Source organism: Janthinobacterium violaceinigrum, from assembly GCF_009208555.1.
GTDB lineage: Bacteria > Pseudomonadota > Gammaproteobacteria > Burkholderiales > Burkholderiaceae_D > Janthinobacterium > Janthinobacterium violaceinigrum.
Window position 1 is genome coordinate 13511 of sequence record NZ_WFLI01000056.1, and the last position, 18132, is coordinate 31642.

Below are 18132 nucleotides of genomic sequence, written 5' to 3' on the forward strand. Positions count from 1 at the left end.
GAACTTACTTGCCCAGCTCGTCTCCCATTTCGCGCCCCCGCTGCGCGGCCGCCTTGATGCCCTTGACGATGGCCGCCTTCACGCCGCTCTCTTCCATGCTGGTCAATGCCGCATACGTCGTGCCGCCCTTCGAGGTGACCCGCTCGCGCAGCAAGGACACCGGTTCGCTCGAGTTCGCCGCCAGCTGCGCCGCGCCCGTAAACGTGGCGATCGCCAGCTGCGTGCCCTGCTCGGGCGTGAGGCCCAGCTCGGCCGCCGCCTGCTGCATGGCTTCGATAAAGTAAAACACATAGGCGGGACCGCTGCCGGACACGGCCGTGACAGGATCGATCTTGGCTTCATCGTCGAGCCAGACGGTCTGGCCGACGGCGCGCAGGATGGCGTCCGCCGTTTTCTGTTGTTCCCCGCTGACGCCGCTGCTGGCCACCATGCCCGTGATGCCCATGCCGATCAGGGCCGGCGTGTTCGGCATGCAGCGCACGATGGCTGAATAATCGCCGAGCCAGCGCGACAGGTCGGCCGCGCGGATGCCGGCCGCGATCGACAGGATCAATGGCGCCCGCTCCCCGTCGAGGAAAGGCAGCAATTGCGCCGCCACCTCGCGCATGCTTTGCGGTTTCACGGCCAGCACGATCACGTCCGCGGCGCGCAGCGCGTCGCTGGCGGCAGTGGCCGTCGTGACGCCGAACTGCGCCTGCAGTTTTTCCAGCGCGGGCGCATGCGGGTCGATCACGTGGATGTTGCCGCCCAGGGTCAGCTTGCCCGCCAGGCCGGCGATCAGGGCCGCCGCCATATTGCCGCCGCCTACAAAGGCGATATTCAATTCTGTCGTCATGGTGATGCTTTCTATCTATCAGTTAAGAGTAATGGCGGGAACCGAAGATGGCGCTGCCCACGCGCACGATGGTGGCACCCTCGAGCACGGCGGCACGCAAGTCGGCCGACATGCCCATCGACAGGGTATCGAGCGCCAGGCCGTCGGCTTTCAATTGTTCGTACAGCGCGCGCAATTGCGCAAACGCACGGCGCTGGAGGTTGACATCCGTTTCCGGTTCGGGGATCGCCATCAGGCCACGCAAGCGCAAACGGGGCAATTGCGCCACGGCATGCGCCAGCGCTGGCAGCTCGGCCGGAGCAATGCCGCTCTTGCTCGCTTCGCCGCTGATGTTCACTTGCAGGCAGATATTCAAGTCCGGCAAGCCGGCCGGGCGCTGCTCGGACAGGCGGGTGGCGATCTTTTCCCGCTCCACCGTGTGTACCCAGTCGAAATGCTCGGCGATGGGGCGCGTCTTGTTGCTCTGGATGGGGCCGATGAAATGCCATGCCAGGCCGCCTTGCGGCAAGGCCAGCTTGACGGCGGCCATCTTGTCGAGCGCTTCCTGCAGATAATTTTCGCCAAACGCCGCCTGGCCCGCGCGCGCGGCCGCCAGCACGGCGTCCGCGCCAAAGGTCTTCGAGACGGCCAGCAGGGTCACGTCGGCCGGCGCGCGCTGCGCGTCCGAGGCGGCCTGCGCAATACTGTCGCGCACGGCTTGCAAGTTCTGTTCGATTGTGGACATAATCATTTTCTAGTGTATAGGGGCGGCGGCACGGTGCGCCAGCCCATCAATGCAGGCACAGGGATTATAAATGGACATCTCCGAACTACTCGCTTTCTCCGTCAGCAACAAGGCTTCCGACCTGCACCTGTCTTCCGGCCTGCCGCCGATGATACGGGTCAACGGCGACGTGCGCCGCCTGAACGTGGCCCCGCTCGAGCACAAGGAAGTGCACAGCATGATCTACGACATCATGAACGACAGCCAGCGCAAGGCGTATGAAGAAGCGCTGGAATGCGATTTCTCGTTTGAGATTCCCGGCCTGGCCCGCTTCCGCGTGAATGCCTACAACCAGGAACGCGGTGCCTCGGCCGTGCTGCGCACGATTCCGTCGAAAGTGCTGACCCTGGAAGAATTGAACGCCCCCCGTATCTTCGGCGAACTGGCCATGCGCCCGCGGGGCCTCGTGCTGGTGACGGGCCCGACGGGTTCCGGCAAGTCGACCACCCTGGCGGCCATGGTGAACCACGTCAACGAGCGCCTGAACCACCACATCCTGACCATCGAAGACCCGATCGAATTCGTGCATGAACCGAAGAAATGCCTGATCAACCAGCGCGAGGTGGGCTCGCACACGCATTCGTTCAGCAATGCGCTGCGCTCGGCGCTGCGCGAAGACCCGGACGTCATCTTGGTGGGCGAATTGCGCGACCTGGAAACCATCCGCCTGGCCCTGACGGCGGCCGAGACGGGCCACCTGGTGTTCGGCACCCTGCATACCTCGTCGGCGGCGAAATCGATCGACCGCATCATCGACGTCTTCCCCGCCGAGGAAAAGGAAATGGTGCGCGCCATGCTGTCCGAATCCTTGCAAGCCGTCATTTCGCAGAATTTGCTCAAGACCAAGGATGGCGCGGGCCGCGTGGCCGCGCATGAAATCATGCTGGCCACGCCGGCCGTGCGCAACCTGATCCGTGAAGCGAAAGTGGCGCAGATGTATTCGGCCATCCAGACGGGCAGCAACGTGGGCATGCAGACCCTGGACCAGTGCCTCTCCGACCTCGTGCGGCGCGGCACGATCTCGGCGGAGACGGCCCGCTCGGCCGCCAAGGCCCCTGAAAACTTCCCCGGATAAGCGCATGCAGACGACGCACGAACACTATGGCGCCATGCACGCGCTGCTGGCGCAGATGCGCGACCGGGGCGGCTCCGACCTGTTCATCACGGCCGGCTTTCCACCCGCCATCAAGCTGGACGGCAAGCTGACGCCGCTGGCGGGCGGCCCGCTGCCCCCGCAGCAGGCAGCCGGCTACGTGCGCGCCGTCATGAATGCTCGCCAGGCGGCCGAATTCGAGGCCAGCCGCGAAGCCAACTTCGCCATCAGCCCGGACGGGCTGGGACGCTTCCGCGTGTCCGCCTTCGTGCAGATGGGCCAGGCAGGCATGGTCTTGCGGTTGATCAATACCGCCATTCCCACCCTGGAGGGGCTGGGTTTACCCGCCATCCTGCAAGACGTGGTGATGAGCAAGCGGGGCCTCGTCATCATGGTGGGCGCCACGGGCTGCGGCAAGTCGACCACCCTGGCCGCCATGGTGGGCCACCGCAACGCGCACAGCCATGGCCACATCATCACCATCGAAGACCCCGTGGAATTCATCCATCCGCACGGCAACTGCATCGTCACCCAGCGCGAAGTGGGCGTCGATACGGACGACTGGGCCACGGCCCTGAAAAACACCTTGCGTCAGGCGCCCGACGTGATCCAGATCGGCGAAATCCGCGACCGCGACACGATGGACCACGCCATCGCGTTTGCCGAGACGGGCCACCTGTGCCTGGCCACCCTGCACGCGAACAATGCCAACCAGGCGCTGGACCGCATCATCAATTTCTTCCCCGAGGAGCGGCGCCAGCAGCTGCTGATGGACCTGTCGCTCAATCTGAAAGGCATGATTTCGCAGCGATTGATCCCCAACAAGGACGGCGGCGGACGCCAGGCGGCGCTGGAAATCCTGCTCAATTCGCCGCTGATGAGCGAGCTGATCTTCAAGGGCCAGGTGCACGAGATCAAGGAATTAATGAAAAAATCGCGCGAACTGGGCATGCAAACCTTCGACCAGGCCCTGTTCGACCTGCACGAGGCGGGCGCCGTCAGCTATGAAGACGCGCTGCGCAATGCGGACTCCGTCAACGACCTGCGCCTGGCGATCAAACTCAAAGGCGCAACGGCGCCGGAACCGGCCCCGCAAGCGGGCGCCACCAAACTGGGACTGCTCTGACATGGCCAGCATCCACGATTTCCAGGCTGAAGCGCTGGACGGCACGCCCGTCGACCTGGCGCGCTACAAGGGCAAGGTACTGCTCATCGTCAACACGGCCAGCGCCTGCGGCTTCACGCCGCAATACCAGGGCCTGGAAGCGCTGTACCGCGAATTTCACGCGCAAGGCCTGGAAGTGCTGGGATTTCCCTGCAATCAATTCCGCCAGCAGGAACCGGGATCGAATGCGGAAATTGGCGCCTTTTGCGAAAAAAACTTCGGCGTCACCTTTCCCCTGTTTGCCAAGATCGACGTGAATGGCAGCCACACCCATCCCTTGTTTGCCCAATTGAAGCAGGCGGCGCCCGGCATATTGGGCACGCAAGCCATCAAATGGAATTTCACCAAGTTTTTGGTGCGCAAGGATGGCAGCGTGTTTCGCCGCTATGCCACGGCCAGCAAACCGGCCAGCCTGGCCGCCGACATACGGCAATTGCTACAGGAATAAAAGACTCTACGCTTTGATTAAAGGCAACAATCGCGGAAATCAATCATTCGATATTTATTTCATGCTTGATATCAATATTGTGTTTCCAATAGCAAATTTCGGTGATAATGTTTACATAATTATTCGTAGATATCGATCAAAAAACGATGCCAGTCTTTGGGAAAATATTATCTTCATGGATGCGGATGGGCATTTATTCCCGCCTATTCATTCCTATTTTCTTCCTGATACTCGCCGTTTCCGCCGTTCGCTATCACGCCCTGCTCGGTACGGAAAGCGCGCTGGCCAATGCCCGCTACCAGAGCGATGCCCGGCAACTGGACCTGTTCCTGGCCAACAGCGTGCTGCCGCTGGCCGTGCACACGGACCGGCAAGCGATGCACGACAGCGTGCGGCAGGTGCTGCGCAGCGCCCTGCCGCTGAACCGCAACCTCGCCGCCGCGCGCTGGGACACGGCTGACGAGCATGTCGAAGTGCTGGCCGACACGCCGCTGGCCGGCGCCATGGCGGCCACGGTGCCGCAATGGTTCGCGCGCCTGGCCGGCATCACAGCCATCCGCAGCCGCCTGACGGTGGCGCTGCCGGACGGCGGCGACGGCGTCCTCGACCTCCATTACACGCCTGGCCTGCCCCTGGCGCAGGTGTGGCACAAGGTGCGCGGGCAAGCCGTCCTCAGCGCCATCAATATCGTGCTGGTCTTCCTCCTGCTGGGCTTGATCCTGGCCGCCCACCGCAGGCTGCTGGCGCGGCTCGTGCAGGCGACCGACCGCTTCCGCGAAGGCAATTTCGCCGTGCGTCTGGCAGCGGGCGCTACGCCTGAAGCGCAAGCCGTGTCGCAATCGTTCAACAGCATGGCCGGCGATGTCGAAGAGCTGTTTTCCTCGCTGAAGACGAGCCAGCGCCAACTGGGCGAACAGCTGAACGAGACCGTGCACATGCAGCAGGCACTGCAAAAGCTGTCGTGGCAAAACTACAACGATGTGCTGACGGGCTTGCCCAACCGGGCCGCGCTGGCCGCCCGCTTCGAGCAGGAACTGTTCCTCGCGCGCGAACGCCAGCGCCTGCTGGCCGTCTGCCTGTTCGACCTCGACCACTTCCAGGCCATCAACGACCGCTACGGCGCCGAGGCGGGCGATGAAATCCTCAAGCAGGTGGCGGGCCGCCTGCACGGCTTTACGGGCCAGGTCCACTACGCGGCGCGCCTGGGCGGCGACGAATTCGTCATGCTGCTGTGCGGCCAGGCCAGCATCGCCAGCATCGAACAGAACATCACGCAACTGATGAAAGAGCTGAGCCGCCCCTACCAGTGCGACCAGCAGGCGCTGCACATGACGGCCAGCGCCGGTATCGCCGTCTACGCGGGCAAGGACCTGAATACGGAAAGCCTGCTGCGCCACGCCGACCACGCCGTCTACCAGGCCAAACTGACGGGGCGCAACCAGTACCACTTCTTCGACACAAACCTCGATGAAGAAGTGCGTACCCACCACAACCAGCGCACGGAAGTGCGCCAGGCCCTGATCAATGGCGAACTGCGGCTGTACTACCAGCCCAAGGTGAACATGCGCGCCGGCACGGTGGTGGGCATGGAAGCGCTGCTGCGCTGGCAGCATGCACGCCGCGGCGTGCTGGCGCCTGCGCAATTCCTGCCGCTGGTGGAGCAGACGGACCTGATCATCGACATCGGCGAATGGGTGCTGCGCCAGGCCCTGCGGCAGATGCAGCGCTGGAGCGCCGCCGGCAAGCACTGGGTGGTCAGCGTGAATATCGCGGCGCGCCACTTCCAGCAGCCCGATTTCGTCTCGCGCCTGGAAACCATCCTCGGCGAATTTCCCGGCGTGTGCGCCAGCATGCTGGAACTGGAAATCCTCGAATCGTCGGCCCTGCACGACATCGAGGACGTGCGCCGCATCATCCGCGCCTGCCAGGCGCTGGGGATCACGTTTGCCCTCGACGATTTCGGCACCGGCTACTCGTCGATGTCCTACCTGAAACGCCTGCCCGCCAATATCGTCAAGATCGACCAGAGCTTCGTGCGCAATATGCTCAACGACCGCGATGACCTGCACCTGGTGCGCGCCGTCATCGGCCTGGCCCGGTCCTTTTCCCTGACGGTGATCGCCGAAGGCGTGGAAAGCGTCGAGCATGGCGCGCGCCTGATCCAGCTGGGCTGCGACCTGGCGCAAGGCTACGGCATCGCCCGCCCCATGCCGGCCGACGCCGTGCTGGAATGGGCAAACAATTTCATCCCGGCGCCGCAATGGCGCATCGCTCAGTACAGCGAAGTGCCTATCTGACTGGTGACAAGGCCGCGTCGATCAACTCGATCCAGTGCCGCACGGGCGTCTCGGTGCCCGACTGCAAATGCGTGAGGCAGCCGATATTCGCCGACACGATCATGTCCGGCTCGCACGCTTCCAGGTTAGCCACCTTGTTGTCGCGCAGCTGCTGCGACAGGTCCGGCTGCAGGATCGAATACGTGCCCGCCGAACCGCAGCACAAATGGCTGTCGGCGCACAGGCGCACGTCGACGCCGACGGCGCGCAGCACCTGCTCCACCTTGCCCCGGATCTGCTGGCCGTGCTGCAGGGTGCATGGCGGGTGGTACGCCACTTTTTTGCCGATGCGCCCCTGCAGCAGCAGCACCAGTTCCGCCTCGAACGCGGGCATGATTTCGGACAGATCGCGCGTCAATGCCGCGATACGCCGCGCCTTCTCCGCATAGCGCGCATCGTGCGCCAGCAGGTGGCCATATTCCTTGACCGTGGCGCCGCAGCCGGAAGCCGTCATGACGATGGCTTCGGCGCTGTCGACGTATGGCCACCAGGCGTCGATATTGCGGCGCATGTCGTCCAGCGCCGCGTCCTGGTCGTTCAGGTGATGGCGCAGGGCGCCGCAGCAGCCCGCCCTGGGCGCGACGATCAGCTGCACGCCCAGCGCGTCGAGCACGCGCGCCGTGGCCGCGTTGATGTTCGGCGACATGGCCGGCTGCACGCAGCCATCGAGCAGCAGCATGGTGCGCGCGTGCCGGCGCGCGGGCCACGCCCCGGCCTTTTCTCCGGGACGCAGCTTGTCCTGCAGGCTTTTCGACAGCAGGGGCCGCAGCGCCTGGCCCGCCTTGTACGCGGGCGTAAACAGCCAGCGGCGCGGCAAGGCTTCCTTCAGGGCGAAGCGCAGGGCACGCTCGCGCAAGGGGCGCTGCACGCGCTGCTCGACGACGTTGCGGCCAATGTCGACCAGGCGCCCGTACTGCACGCCCGAGGGACAGGTCGATTCGCAGTTGCGGCAGGTCAGGCAGCGGTCCAGGTGCGTCTGCGTCTTGGCCGTGACGGGCGCGCCTTCCAGTACCTGCTTGATCAGGTAGATGCGTCCGCGCGGGCCATCGAGTTCGTCGCCCAGCAGCTGGTAGGTGGGACAGGTGGCCGTGCAGAAGCCGCAATGCACGCAGGCGCGCAGGATGGCTTCCGCTTCGTCGCCTGCCGGCGTGTTCTTGATGAAATCGGCGAGATTGGTTTGCATGCGCGCTCAATACATTCTGTGCGGGTTGAAGATGCCGGCCGGGTCGAAAGCCTGCCGCAGGCGCTGGTGGATTTTTTCAACGGCCGGCGCCAGCGGGTGGAACACGCCCACGGCCTTGTCGCCGCCGCGGAACAAGGTGGCGTGGCCACCGGCGGCAGCGACGGCCTGGCGGATGTGCTGGCTGCCTGCCGCGTCGGCGTCGCCGTCGAGCTTGAGCCAGCGCTGCGCCCCGCCCCATTCGATCAGCTGGCGCCCCTTTAATATTACGGCGCTGGCGTGCGGCGGCAAGGACAAGCGCCACAGGCTACCCGCGCCCGCAAAGAAACCGTGTGTCTGTTCGCGCACGGACAGCCAGAACGCCGCCGCGTCCTGCGGCGCCAGCACCTCGCCGCCCAGCGTGTGCAGCGCCGCCGACACGGCCGCCTCCGCACCCGACAGGCGCACGCTCAGGACGCCGTCATGCCAGCAGGTGGCCGATATCGGCAGCGGCTTGCCCGCCCACTCATTGAGCATGCGCAAGGCGGCGATTTCCGCGCACGCCACGCGCAAGGTCGCTTCGCGCAGCGGCAAGGGAAGCACCTTCAGCGACACTTCCAGGATCAGGCCCAGGGTGCCCAAGGAACCCGCCAGCAGGCGCGAGACATCGTAGCCGGCCACGTTTTTCATCACCTGCCCGCCAAAGGCCAGCCGTTCGCCATGGCCGTCCAGCAGCACGGCGCCCAGCACGAAATCACGCAGCGCGCCCGCGCTGGCGCGGCGCGGGCCGGACAGCGCGCTGGCGACGACGCCTCCCACCGTGGCGCCAGGGCCGAAATGGGGCGGCTCGAAAGCCAGCATCTGGTTGCGCGCGGCCAGTGCCGCCTCGATCTCGGCCAGCGGCGTGCCGCAGCGGGCCGTGATCACCAGCTCCGTCGGTTCATAGTCGACGATGCCCGCATATGCGCGCGTGTCGAGCACCTCGCCTGCCAGCTGCTGGCCATACCAGTCCTTGGTGCCGCCGCCGCGCAGGCGCAAAGGAAGGCCCGCCGCGCTGGCTGCCAGGATCTGCTGCCTGAATTGTTCCGCTATCGCTTGCAAGAGAGTCTCCGGAAAATTAAAAACGGGGCAGGTTGGCGAACGGCAGGCGCCCCGCCGTCACATGCATCTTGCCGAATTCGGCACAGCGGTTCAAGGTGGGTATCGCCTTGTCCGGGTTCAGCAAGGCATGGGGATCGAAGGCGCGCTTGACGGCAAAGAAGGCATCGAGTTCGGCGCGCGTAAATTGCACGCACATGGAATTGATCTTTTCCATGCCCACGCCATGCTCGCCCGTGATGGTGCCGCCCACGGCCACGCACAGGGCCAGGATGTCCGCGCCAAACGCTTCGGCGCGCTCGAATTCGCCGGGCATGTTGGCGTCGAACAGGATCAAGGGATGCAGATTGCCGTCGCCCGCGTGGAACACGTTGGCGCAGCGCAGGCCATGCGTCGTTTCCATGGCGGCGATGCCCGTCAGGACTTCGGCCAGGCGCTTGCGCGGGATGGTGCCGTCCATGCAGTAGTAGTCGGGCGAGATGCGTCCCGCGGCGGGAAACGCGTTCTTGCGGCCGGACCAGAACTTCATGCGCTCCGCTTCCGACTGCGAAACGGCGATGGCGCTGGCGCCCGCCCCTTCCAGCACGGCCGTCATGCGGGCGATCTCCTCTTCCACTTCCTCGTGCGTGCCGTCCGCTTCGCACAGCAAAATGGCGGCCGCGTCGATGTCATAGCCAGCCTTGACGAACGGTTCGACCATGCGCGAAGACGTCTGGTCCATCATTTCCAGTCCCGCCGGGATGATGCCGGCGGCGATCACGTTGGCCACCGCATTGCCGCCCGTGACGACGTCGCCGAACGAGGCCATGATCACTCTCGCCGTGGCCGGTTTCGGGATCAGTTTCACGGTCACCTCCGTGACGATGCCCAGCATGCCTTCGGAACCGATGAAGACGGCCAGCAGGTCGAGGCCAGGAGCGTCCAGGCATTCGCCGCCCAGTTCCAGCACGTCGCCATCGATGGTGACGACGCGCACGCGCAGCACATTGTGCACGGTCAGGCCGTATTTGAGGCAATGCACGCCGCCCGAGTTTTCCGCCACGTTGCCGCCGATGCTGCAGGCGATCTGCGAAGACGGGTCGGGCGCGTAGTACAGCGCGTGGGGCGCGGCCGCCTCGGAAATGGCCAGGTTGCGCACGCCCGGCTGCACCACGGCCGTGCGCGCATATGCATCGAGGCGCACGATGCGGTTCAGGCGCGCCGTCGACAGCACCACGCCGTCGGCGATGGGCAAGGCGCCGCCCGACAGGCCCGTGCCCGCGCCGCGCGGCACGATCGGCACCTTCAACGCGCGGCAGACGCCGAGTATGGCGATGACCTGTTCTTCCGTGTCCGGCAACGTCACCACCATCGGCAGCTGGCGGTAGGCGGCCAGGCCGTCGCATTCGTACGGGCGCGTATCTTCCGCGTCGGACAGCACGCAGCGGGCCGGCAGCACGGCCAGCAGGGCCGCGACGACGTCTTGCTGGCGCGCGGCGGTCAATCCGGGTTCGGGGGCAGCATTGAGCATAAGATGGGGACAAAAGTGCATGGGCGTGCAACGATTGTAAGCACAAAAGGGGCGCGCGCCGCATTTTTTGTCCGATTTGCGGGCAAATCCGGGGCCAGGCGGCGCGCGGTGTCGTATGCTGCCCCCATTCTTCTTTACAGGACCGACATCATGGGCAACCGACTTTCGAAAATCGCCACGCGCACGGGCGACAATGGCAGCACCGGCCTGGGCGACGGCAGCCGCACCAGCAAGGACAGCGCGCGCATCCACGCCATGGGCGACGTGGACGAACTCAATTCGCATCTGGGCTTGCTGCTGTGCGAAGCCATGCCCGACGACCTGCGCGGCGAGCTGGTGGCCATCCAGCACGACCTGTTCGACCTGGGCGGCGAAATCTGCATCCCCGGCTACCAGCTGATCAAGGAAGAGCACGTGCTGCGCCTTGATGATCTGCTGGCAAAATACAATGCGGACTTGCCCGCCCTGAGCGAATTCATTTTGCCGGCCGGCTCGCGCGCCGCCTCGCTGGCGCATGTGTGCCGCACCGTGTGCCGCCGCGCCGAGCGCAGCATCGTTGCGCTGGCCAATGCGGAAGCCATCCACGAACATCCGCGCCAGTACGTGAACCGTCTGTCGGACCTGCTGTTCGTGCTGTCGCGCGTGCTGAACCGCTTTGCCGGCGGCAGCGACGTGCTGTGGCGGCATGACCGCACGCGGGGATGAGATAAAAAAACGGCGATGCCTGTCAAACAGCATCGCCGTGTCTTATCCTACTGACAGGTGCTGACTAGCCGCAGCGCTGCAGACACGCTTTATTGGCGCGGACGCATGAAGGGACACTGAACTCCATGACGCAGGCATCGAGCGCCATATAGCATTCGGACTGGCATTCCGTGATGTCGGCGGTACTACTGGCCATGGCATACGATGCGCTGACACCCATGGCAAACAAAAAGAAACCCAATTTCTTCATCATAAGTATTCCTTCGCAAAAAGAGAAACTTCACAAGGACGGCCGGCTGTTCCAGCCCGCCGGAAGACAGGACTTAGCGCGCGCGGCACTCGTTGACGCAAATGTCGAAATTGACGAAGCACAAATGGCTGAGGCCACCGGAAACATCGAGGCATTCGCTCATGCCGACGCGGCATTCGGCTTTGCAGTCCACCGGTGCCGCCATCGCCGCGCCCGTGATGCCCAGGCCGATGGAAAACAGGAAAATAGCCAGTTTTTTATTCATTGCCAGTCCAATCAAATTAACAATCAGGAAAAATCAGCCAGGATCACCTGGCAGCTCACGACACCGGCAGCACCTGGCTAGCGCAGGCACTGATTCAGGCACTCCTTGTATGCCTGCATGCATGCTGGCTGTTCGAACTCCACGCAATCGAGCATGTTGCGCTCGCAGACAAAGGTGCAATCGGGACTGCCCGCATGCACGCTGAAAGACAGGGCCGCACCGGCGGCAAACAGAAAAGCGGCAATCTTTTTGAACATGGTCGACCTTTCAAGTGAATAACGGAGACATCAGATCTTCTTCAGCGCTGCTTCCAGCGCGCCCGCATTGAAGCCCTGGATCTTGCGGTTGCCGATCAACACCACGGGCACGCCGCCGCCGCCGAGTTCTTCATGGGCTTTTCTTGCTTCCGGCGATTTCTCGATATCGAGATCGACGAATTCGATCTTGTTTTCCTTGAAATACGCGCGCGTCTTGGCGCAATAAGCGCACCAGTCCGTCCCATACAACACCACCTTCGTCTGGGCATTCGGGAAATACGCGGCGTAATTGCCTTCCGTGTAAGTCGACTTGAATAAACCAGGCAATAAGGACAGGCCATAACCGCTGCCCAGGCCGGCGGCCAATATCACGCCATACATGGCGATGGTTTTCATTTTCTTTTGCATCGTGAAGCTACCTTGACGTCGTTGCCTTCAAGCCGGGACGATTGTTTCATCCCGGCAAACCTGGTTTGCTTAATTCAAGGCGCATTCAACCTTGCATGCATTCAACATCGCCTTGCATTCGTTGCTGGTTTGGCCGGAATCCAGGCAATCGGTAAAGGCGCCGTAGCACTCGCGCTGGCAGTCGCTCAAGCCATTGCCGGCCGCCCCCACCGAATAGGACGCGCTGACACCGACGGCAAACAGGAAAAGTGCGATCTTTTTAAACATTTTCTACCTTTCGATTGACATGGAAAAAGGGATGCCACTTGCAATTCAATGCTTATTACCTTATAGAATTTACATCCTACGAAATCGAATATAGACCGCACTTATTTTAGAGTCAACGTTTCCTTCTGATAAATTTCCACTTTGGAAAATATATGGGAAAAGCCCATCGAATGTGGAATTTGGAGAGATTGGGAGGCGCCAAACGTCTATACAATATTGGCGCCGCAAGCAGGAAAAGGCCGGCTGCGGGCGCAGCCGGCCGAGCGGCCATAGCAGGCTATAGCACTTCGAGAAAACTCTTCAGCGCGATGATTTCATCGGACGTCAGCTGCAAGCGCTGCAACAGGGGCGACGTGACGGGGAATTTCGGATCGGCCGCCTGCTGCGCATTCTGCGGCACGGGACGCGACATGCCCGCGTTGTACATGTTCAGCAAACCCACCATCTGCGGAAACAGGCCGTTGTGCATCCACGGCCCCGATTGCGCCACGCCCCGCAAACCGGGCGTGCGGAACTTGCCCACATCCTCATCCTTGCCCGTCACCACATAGCGCCCCAGGTCTTCATATTTCTTGCGCCCGTAATACGTCAATCCCAGGTTATGGAATTGCTGGTCCGTCAGCAAGGCGCCGCTGTGGCACGTCATGCAGCGCGCCTTGGTGCGGAACAGGTGCAGGCCCAGCAGCTCGCGGTCGTTCAAGTCGGCGCGCTGCCCTTCCAGGAACGTATCAAAGCGCGTGACGGGCGGCAGCACCGTGCGCTGGTAGTCGGCCAGCGCCGTCAGGATGCGCGGCAGGGTCACGCCGGCGCCCGGGCCGAAGGCCGCGTCGAATTGCGCCGGATAGTCATCGAGGGCAGCCAGCTTGGCCGCCAGGGCCGGCACGTCCATGGCCATCTCGTCCGGATGCTGCAAGGGCCCCAGCGCCTGCTCTTCCAGGGTATTCGCACGGCCATCCCAGAACAGCGGCTTGAGCTGGCCCACGCCCAGCAAGCCCGGCGCATTGCGCTGGCCCAGCCGCCCTTCATGGCCGACGGAGGTGCGCTTGCTGTCGGCAAAACTGTGGGCGGGACTGTGGCAGCTGATGCAGGCCACCGCGTTCGAACGCGACAAGCGGGGGTCGTTGAACAGCCGCTGCCCCAGCGCCGCCACCTGCGGCGGCACCTGCGCCGGCGGCAGGGCCGAGACGGGCGCCATTTCCTGCGGCGCGACGCCGTCGGCCACCTGCGGACGGGGCCAGCTGGCGATGGGCTGCGCATACCTCTGGCGCAGACAGGCCATGTCCCAGCCCTTGTCCGCCGCGCAGGCAATGCTGGCGGGAACGGCATCGCTGGCACGGCCCTCCATGCTCGTCATCAGGCCCGCGCCGCCCGCCAGCAAGGCGGCCACGGCAAAGGTGGTTTTTTTCAGGTGGGATGCGATATTCATGCGCCTGCCGTCATGGTCGTAGTCATTAGAAGCGGTAGCCGAGTTCCAGCGTGAACTGGCGGCCTTTTTCAAACACCACCCCGTTGCCGGCATCAAACAGGGGATTGCTGCGGTTGCTGACGTTCTCGATGCCCAGGTTGACGAAGCCTGCGCCCCACCCCGTCTTCGGCAGCGCGTACTGCACGCGCATGTCCCAGGTGAAGGACTTGCTGGTCGAAACGTCCTGGTAGACCTTCGCCACGTCGCCGTCGAACGGCAGCGCTTCTCCCGTGGCGATCATATTCGTTTCCGGCCCCCGCATGCGGAAGAAATTGTCCACCTTCAGGCGGTATGCGGGCACATCGGTCGACAGCAGCAGGCGGGCCGTCCACGGACGGTTGTAATTGTCGGCCGGGCGGTCCGCCCAGCGCACGAACTTGCCCTGGTAATAGATGAATTTATCCAGTTCGTTCGTCAGGTCGCTCAGCGAATCGTCGTAGGTGGCATGCGTGCTGGTGGTGCGCGTGCGGTCGTAGCCGAACTGCACCTGCGTGGCGCTGCCGCCCCAGCGCAGCGGGCGCATGGTTTCGGCGGACAGGGTCCACACCTTGCTGTTGCTGCGGCCCACGTTATCCCAGTAGAAATTGGCGGCCGACACCACGTGGTACACCATCTCGTCGCGGCCTTCGCGCAGCACGCGCTTGGCGCTCCACTTCACGCCGCCCCATTGCTGGCTGATGCCCAGCAGTTTTTCATCCGTGTACGGCACCTTCATGCCGCCCAGCTTGAGCCAGCTCCAGTTGCTGGCCATCACGGGCGCGGCCCAGTCCTTCAGCAAGCCGCCCGACAAGGTACGCGTTTGCGGCGAGGTCTGCAGTGCCAGGCGTTTCGACTGGGCATAGAAATTGAAGAAATTGCGGCCATAGTAGCGGTTGGCGCCCAGCTCGACCTGCGTCGTACCCTTGCCCGCCACGTCCCAGAACGCCGACAGGCGGGGCGCGACGGTGGACTTCGGCGACAGGTCGTCCGTATCGTAGCGCACGCCCAGGCGCACGCGCACATCGCCCGCCTTGACGTCATCCTGCAGGAAGGCGCCGCGCGTCTTGTTGCTCAGTTCATAGCCGCCCGCGTAGTAAATGATGCGCGATGCCAGATACTGGCCGCGCACGCTCGAGGCTGCATTCCATGGCGTCGCCAGCGAGCAGTATTGCGTATCGACCCCGCCGCCCAGCATATTGCAAGTGGCGGTGTTGGCCGATGCCGTGTATTGCTCATACGTGGTGTTGCGCTGGTAGCGCGAATGCTGCGTGCCCAGTTCCAGGCCCGCCTGGAAAGTATGCGACATGCCCAGCAACTCGAGCGGCTCCCACTTCAGCTTGCCCTGGTATTGCGCGCTTTCCTGTTCCTGGTCGATGTCGCCGTAGCCGCCCTCGTTGCTGGCCCAGCCCGTCGCGCCCGTGCCCGTCTTGACGCCCCAGTTCTTGTCGCTCGAATAGCGCCACGCCTTCCACACGGTGGCATCGGCGTCGCGCGAACTGTCCATCCTGTTCCAGCTCAAACGGTGCTCCGCCGTGGCATTGCCCAGCCACCCCACGGGGTGCGTCAGGCCCAGGTTGATGCCATTGCCGCCGCTCTTCAGGTGATAGCTGCTGTTCCTGGTGTTGGCGATGAAATAGTCGCCGCTCGATGGCGCATGCATGAGAGAAAAATCGGCCAGCACGCCGGGCGTGATGGTCCAGAAGCCACGCACGAAGGCGTTGTCGCTGCCGCGCTTTTGCACCTTGCGGTTGGCGTCGCTTGCGCTCTGCAAGCCATTGCCGTAGCCGTTCAGGGGAATTTCCGACGTCTTGCGGATGAAGCTGCCGATCAGGCTGAAATTCTCCGTCACCTTGCCCTGCAGCGCGGCGCGGTACGTCCATTTCTCGAACGCGGGCTGCAGGTCGGCCGTGGCCGAATTGGCCGCGCTTTCGCGCTGGCTGTCGCTGAGCTTGTATTGCATCCACGACGAGCGCGTGCTTTCCACGGACACCTGGCCGGCCAGCTTGCGCGTGGGCGCGCAGGTATTGGCTTTGACGACGCCGCCCTTGAAGCGCCCATATTCGGCGCCGATGTTCGAATCGAGCACCGTCACGTCGCACAGCAGGCTGGTGTCGACGGCAAAGCCCTGGCTGGCCGACGGCGGCGTGGTATTGCTGGCAGGGTTACTGCTGTTCGGGCCGATATCGTTGTTGAGCGACATGCCGTCCATCTGGTACAGATTGTCGTAGAACTTGGCGCCGTTGATGCTGATGTCGGCCGGCGCCAGCTCGCCCTGGGTGGCGGACGCTTGCTGTTTGTTATCGAACTGCACGCTGGGATTGATGCGCAGCAAGCTGGTGATATTGCCGTCGATGCCATTCATGGCCTCGATCTGGCGCTTGTCCAGGCGCTGTTCGCCCACGGACTCCCGTTCGGCCTGCAGGCGCACTTCGGGCAGCACTTGCGGCGCGGGTTCTTCCGTGTCGGCTTCGGCGGCAAAGACAGATGGGGTGGTGGCGCTGGTGCCAAAGGCCAGGCCGATGGCCAGTACGGACTGGCGCAGGGTAAGAATGGAGGACATGAAAACCTTGCAACTGCAGATGGGAAAGGGGCAGTCTCATGATGCCGCCCTTCACTTGATCACCGAGTGTCGTCTTCTCATGCCGCCAATTGCAAATGATAACCATTACCATTTGCGGTTGCAATGTTTGAAAATCAAGTCAATGCTGTTTTTTTGACGTGCGTAAAAATTTCGCGGCGAGCTGTTGCTTCTGCGCCACGCTGCCGCCTTACGCCGGCGCCAGTTTATCCGGCTGCGCCTTCGCCTGTGCCTGCACATGCTCGCGCAGCAAGCCGCGCAGCAGCTGCACCTGCGCCACCGCGTCCGCTTGCAGGGCGGTCAAGCCCTCGGCCGCACAGGGGCCGGGCGCCGGAACGTCCGCCGCGCCGCGCAGCAGCGCGTCGATTTCCCCGCTGACTTCGGCAATCCATTGCTGCAGCTGGGGCGTGGCCGGTTCCGCCTGGGGGCTGAGGCTGATGCGCGCCGTGCTGCCCGCCACGCGGCGCAGCAGCGGCAAGGTGCGCAGCGCCGCCAGGCCCACGCCGCTGCTGCGGTCCAGGCGGCGTTCGATGCGCAGGCGCTGCAGCACCTGTTCCGCGTTATTGCTGGCCAGCCCCGCCTCGCGGCGCAGACGGGCAATCGCGCTATCCCACCGTCCGCCCGCCGCCAGCACGGCCAGCAGGTATTTCAGGTTGGCCGACACGGCCTTGGCCAGGCGCTGGTCCAGGTCGTCCGCCTCGCGGTCCGGCCACAGGAAAAACGTGGCCAGCAGGGCCAGCACGCAGCCCAGCACATTGTTGCCCAGGCGACTAGCTGCATACACCATCTCGCTGGCCGGCGCCGCATAGTCGGCCACCAGCACGAAGGCGGGCGTCATGAACAGCACGTGCAGGCTGTAGCTGACGCGGCGCAAGGCCATGGTGGCGACGATCAGGGGAAACACCACGAGCGAGATCGCCAGCGGGGTGTGGACGGCCAGGCCGATCAGCACGGCCAGCACGGCGCCCAGCACGCTGCCCGCCACCCGCTCGATGCCGCGCGGCCAGGTGGTCGACACGGACGGCTGCAGGATCAGCAAGGTCGCCATGGTGGCCCAGTAGCCGAAGGGAATATGCAAGGCTTCGACCAGCAGGAAGCCGGCCGTCGTCGCCAGCGACACGCGCGCCGCATGGCGCCAGCTCAGCGACTGCGGCGTGGCATTGACTTTCGCCGTTTGCCACGCCTGCCCCAGCGCCAGGAAAGCCGCCTCGCGCCACGGCAGCTGCGTCGCGCGCGGCAAGCCCAATTCCATGAATTCCACGTTCAGGCGCAGCGGCAGCAAGGCGCCCAGCGCCGCCTCCAGGCGCCGTCCGCAGGCGGCCAGGCGCCGCTGCAGCAGCAAGGGCGGCGTTTCCGGCTGGCGCTGCACGGCTTGCCCCAGGCGGCGCAGCAGCACGGCCATCACTTCCAGGCTGCGCCGCGCGCGCGGGTCCCGGCGCAGGCGCTGCTGTTCGCGCTCGCACGTATGCGTGACGGCAATCAGGCATGCCGACGACAGGCGAGATCCTGCCGCCCGGCGCGGCTACGGATGCTGCCGGCCATGCCGTCGAC

18 protein-coding genes are annotated in these 18132 nt (G+C 64.1%); 7 read left to right on the forward strand and 11 right to left on the reverse strand.

Going from position 1 to position 18132, the window contains the following annotated elements:
- Positions 1 to 4 precede the first annotated feature (4 nt).
- A complete protein-coding gene (gene proC / locus GCN75_RS27145; protein ID WP_152285121.1) occupies positions 5 to 835 on the reverse strand; it encodes a pyrroline-5-carboxylate reductase in 831 nt (276 codons plus the stop codon).
- A gap of 22 nt (positions 836 to 857) precedes the next feature.
- Positions 858 to 1559 (reverse strand): YggS family pyridoxal phosphate-dependent enzyme, encoded by a 702-nt coding sequence (locus GCN75_RS27150; protein WP_152285122.1) that lies wholly within the window; start codon positions 1557 to 1559, stop codon positions 858 to 860.
- A 70-nt stretch (positions 1560 to 1629) separates the two neighbouring features.
- Between GCN75_RS27150 and GCN75_RS27155 the strand changes: the two genes are divergently transcribed.
- From GCN75_RS27155 to GCN75_RS27170, 4 genes are all read left to right on the forward strand, one after another.
- Complete coding sequence (locus tag GCN75_RS27155; RefSeq protein ID WP_035824693.1) at positions 1630 to 2673, forward strand: type IV pilus twitching motility protein PilT; 1044 nt, start codon at positions 1630 to 1632, stop codon at positions 2671 to 2673.
- Between the two features lie 4 nt (positions 2674 to 2677).
- Positions 2678 to 3817: a PilT/PilU family type 4a pilus ATPase gene (locus GCN75_RS27160; protein WP_319633311.1), complete on the forward strand. Its 1140-nt coding sequence runs from the start codon at positions 2678 to 2680 to the stop codon at positions 3815 to 3817.
- 1 nt (position 3818) lies between these two features.
- Positions 3819 to 4304 carry a glutathione peroxidase gene (locus tag GCN75_RS27165; protein WP_152285123.1) on the forward strand — a complete coding sequence of 162 codons (486 nt, stop codon included), beginning with the start codon at positions 3819 to 3821 and terminating at the stop codon, positions 4302 to 4304.
- Between the two features lie 185 nt (positions 4305 to 4489).
- Complete coding sequence (locus GCN75_RS27170) at positions 4490 to 6601, forward strand: putative bifunctional diguanylate cyclase/phosphodiesterase (RefSeq protein ID WP_152285124.1); 2112 nt, start codon at positions 4490 to 4492, stop codon at positions 6599 to 6601.
- On the opposite strand, the gene glcF is transcribed toward GCN75_RS27170, so the two are convergent.
- Genes glcF through GCN75_RS27185 form a run of 3 tightly spaced genes read right to left on the reverse strand, consistent with a single transcriptional unit; the run spans position 6594 to position 10407 of the window.
- A complete protein-coding gene (gene glcF / locus GCN75_RS27175; protein ID WP_152285125.1) occupies positions 6594 to 7823 on the reverse strand; it encodes a glycolate oxidase subunit GlcF in 1230 nt (409 codons plus the stop codon). The two genes, GCN75_RS27170 and glcF, sit on opposite strands and share 8 nt — an antisense overlap.
- A 6-nt stretch (positions 7824 to 7829) precedes the next feature.
- On the reverse strand, positions 7830 to 8900 hold the full coding sequence (gene glcE / locus GCN75_RS27180; protein ID WP_152285126.1) for a glycolate oxidase subunit GlcE: 1071 nt from the start codon (positions 8898 to 8900) through the stop codon (positions 7830 to 7832).
- A 16-nt stretch (positions 8901 to 8916) separates the two neighbouring features.
- On the reverse strand, positions 8917 to 10407 hold the full coding sequence (locus GCN75_RS27185) for an FAD-linked oxidase C-terminal domain-containing protein (protein ID WP_152285127.1): 1491 nt from the start codon (positions 10405 to 10407) through the stop codon (positions 8917 to 8919).
- Positions 10408 to 10557: 150 nt separating this feature from the next.
- Between GCN75_RS27185 and GCN75_RS27190 the strand changes: the two genes are divergently transcribed.
- Both GCN75_RS27190 and GCN75_RS27195 read left to right on the forward strand, forming a co-directional pair.
- Positions 10558 to 11112: a cob(I)yrinic acid a,c-diamide adenosyltransferase gene (locus GCN75_RS27190; protein WP_152285128.1), complete on the forward strand. Its 555-nt coding sequence runs from the start codon at positions 10558 to 10560 to the stop codon at positions 11110 to 11112.
- A gap of 173 nt (positions 11113 to 11285) precedes the next feature.
- A complete protein-coding gene (locus tag GCN75_RS27195) occupies positions 11286 to 11708 on the forward strand; it encodes a hypothetical protein (protein ID WP_152285129.1) in 423 nt (140 codons plus the stop codon).
- On the opposite strand, the gene GCN75_RS27200 is transcribed toward GCN75_RS27195, so the two are convergent.
- From GCN75_RS27200 to GCN75_RS27220, 5 genes are all read right to left on the reverse strand, one after another.
- Entirely contained in the window at positions 11705 to 11884 is a 180-nt protein-coding gene (locus tag GCN75_RS27200) for a hypothetical protein (RefSeq protein WP_152256226.1), read from the reverse strand. The genes GCN75_RS27195 and GCN75_RS27200 overlap by 4 nt on opposite strands.
- Positions 11885 to 11914: 30 nt before the next feature.
- Positions 11915 to 12280 (reverse strand): glutaredoxin family protein, encoded by a 366-nt coding sequence (locus tag GCN75_RS27205; protein ID WP_226941597.1) that lies wholly within the window; start codon positions 12278 to 12280, stop codon positions 11915 to 11917.
- An 81-nt stretch (positions 12281 to 12361) separates the two neighbouring features.
- Positions 12362 to 12559, reverse strand: coding sequence for a hypothetical protein (locus tag GCN75_RS27210; protein ID WP_152285130.1), 198 nt, complete (start codon positions 12557 to 12559; stop codon positions 12362 to 12364).
- A gap of 277 nt (positions 12560 to 12836) precedes the next feature.
- A complete protein-coding gene (locus GCN75_RS27215) occupies positions 12837 to 13985 on the reverse strand; it encodes a cytochrome-c peroxidase (protein WP_226941598.1) in 1149 nt (382 codons plus the stop codon).
- A gap of 25 nt (positions 13986 to 14010) precedes the next feature.
- Positions 14011 to 16563 (reverse strand): TonB-dependent receptor, encoded by a 2553-nt coding sequence (locus GCN75_RS27220; RefSeq protein WP_152285131.1) that lies wholly within the window; start codon positions 16561 to 16563, stop codon positions 14011 to 14013.
- Between GCN75_RS27220 and GCN75_RS29400 the strand changes: the two genes are divergently transcribed.
- Positions 16562 to 16720, forward strand: a complete 159-nt coding sequence (locus GCN75_RS29400; protein WP_193317678.1) for a hypothetical protein — start codon at positions 16562 to 16564, stop codon at positions 16718 to 16720. The two genes, GCN75_RS27220 and GCN75_RS29400, sit on opposite strands and share 2 nt — an antisense overlap.
- Before the next feature lie 51 nt (positions 16721 to 16771).
- Here GCN75_RS29400 and GCN75_RS27225 read toward each other — a convergent pair whose 3' ends face one another.
- Complete coding sequence (locus GCN75_RS27225; protein WP_152285132.1) at positions 16772 to 17983, reverse strand: FUSC family protein; 1212 nt, start codon at positions 17981 to 17983, stop codon at positions 16772 to 16774.
- Positions 17984 to 18132: the final 149 nt, after the last annotated feature.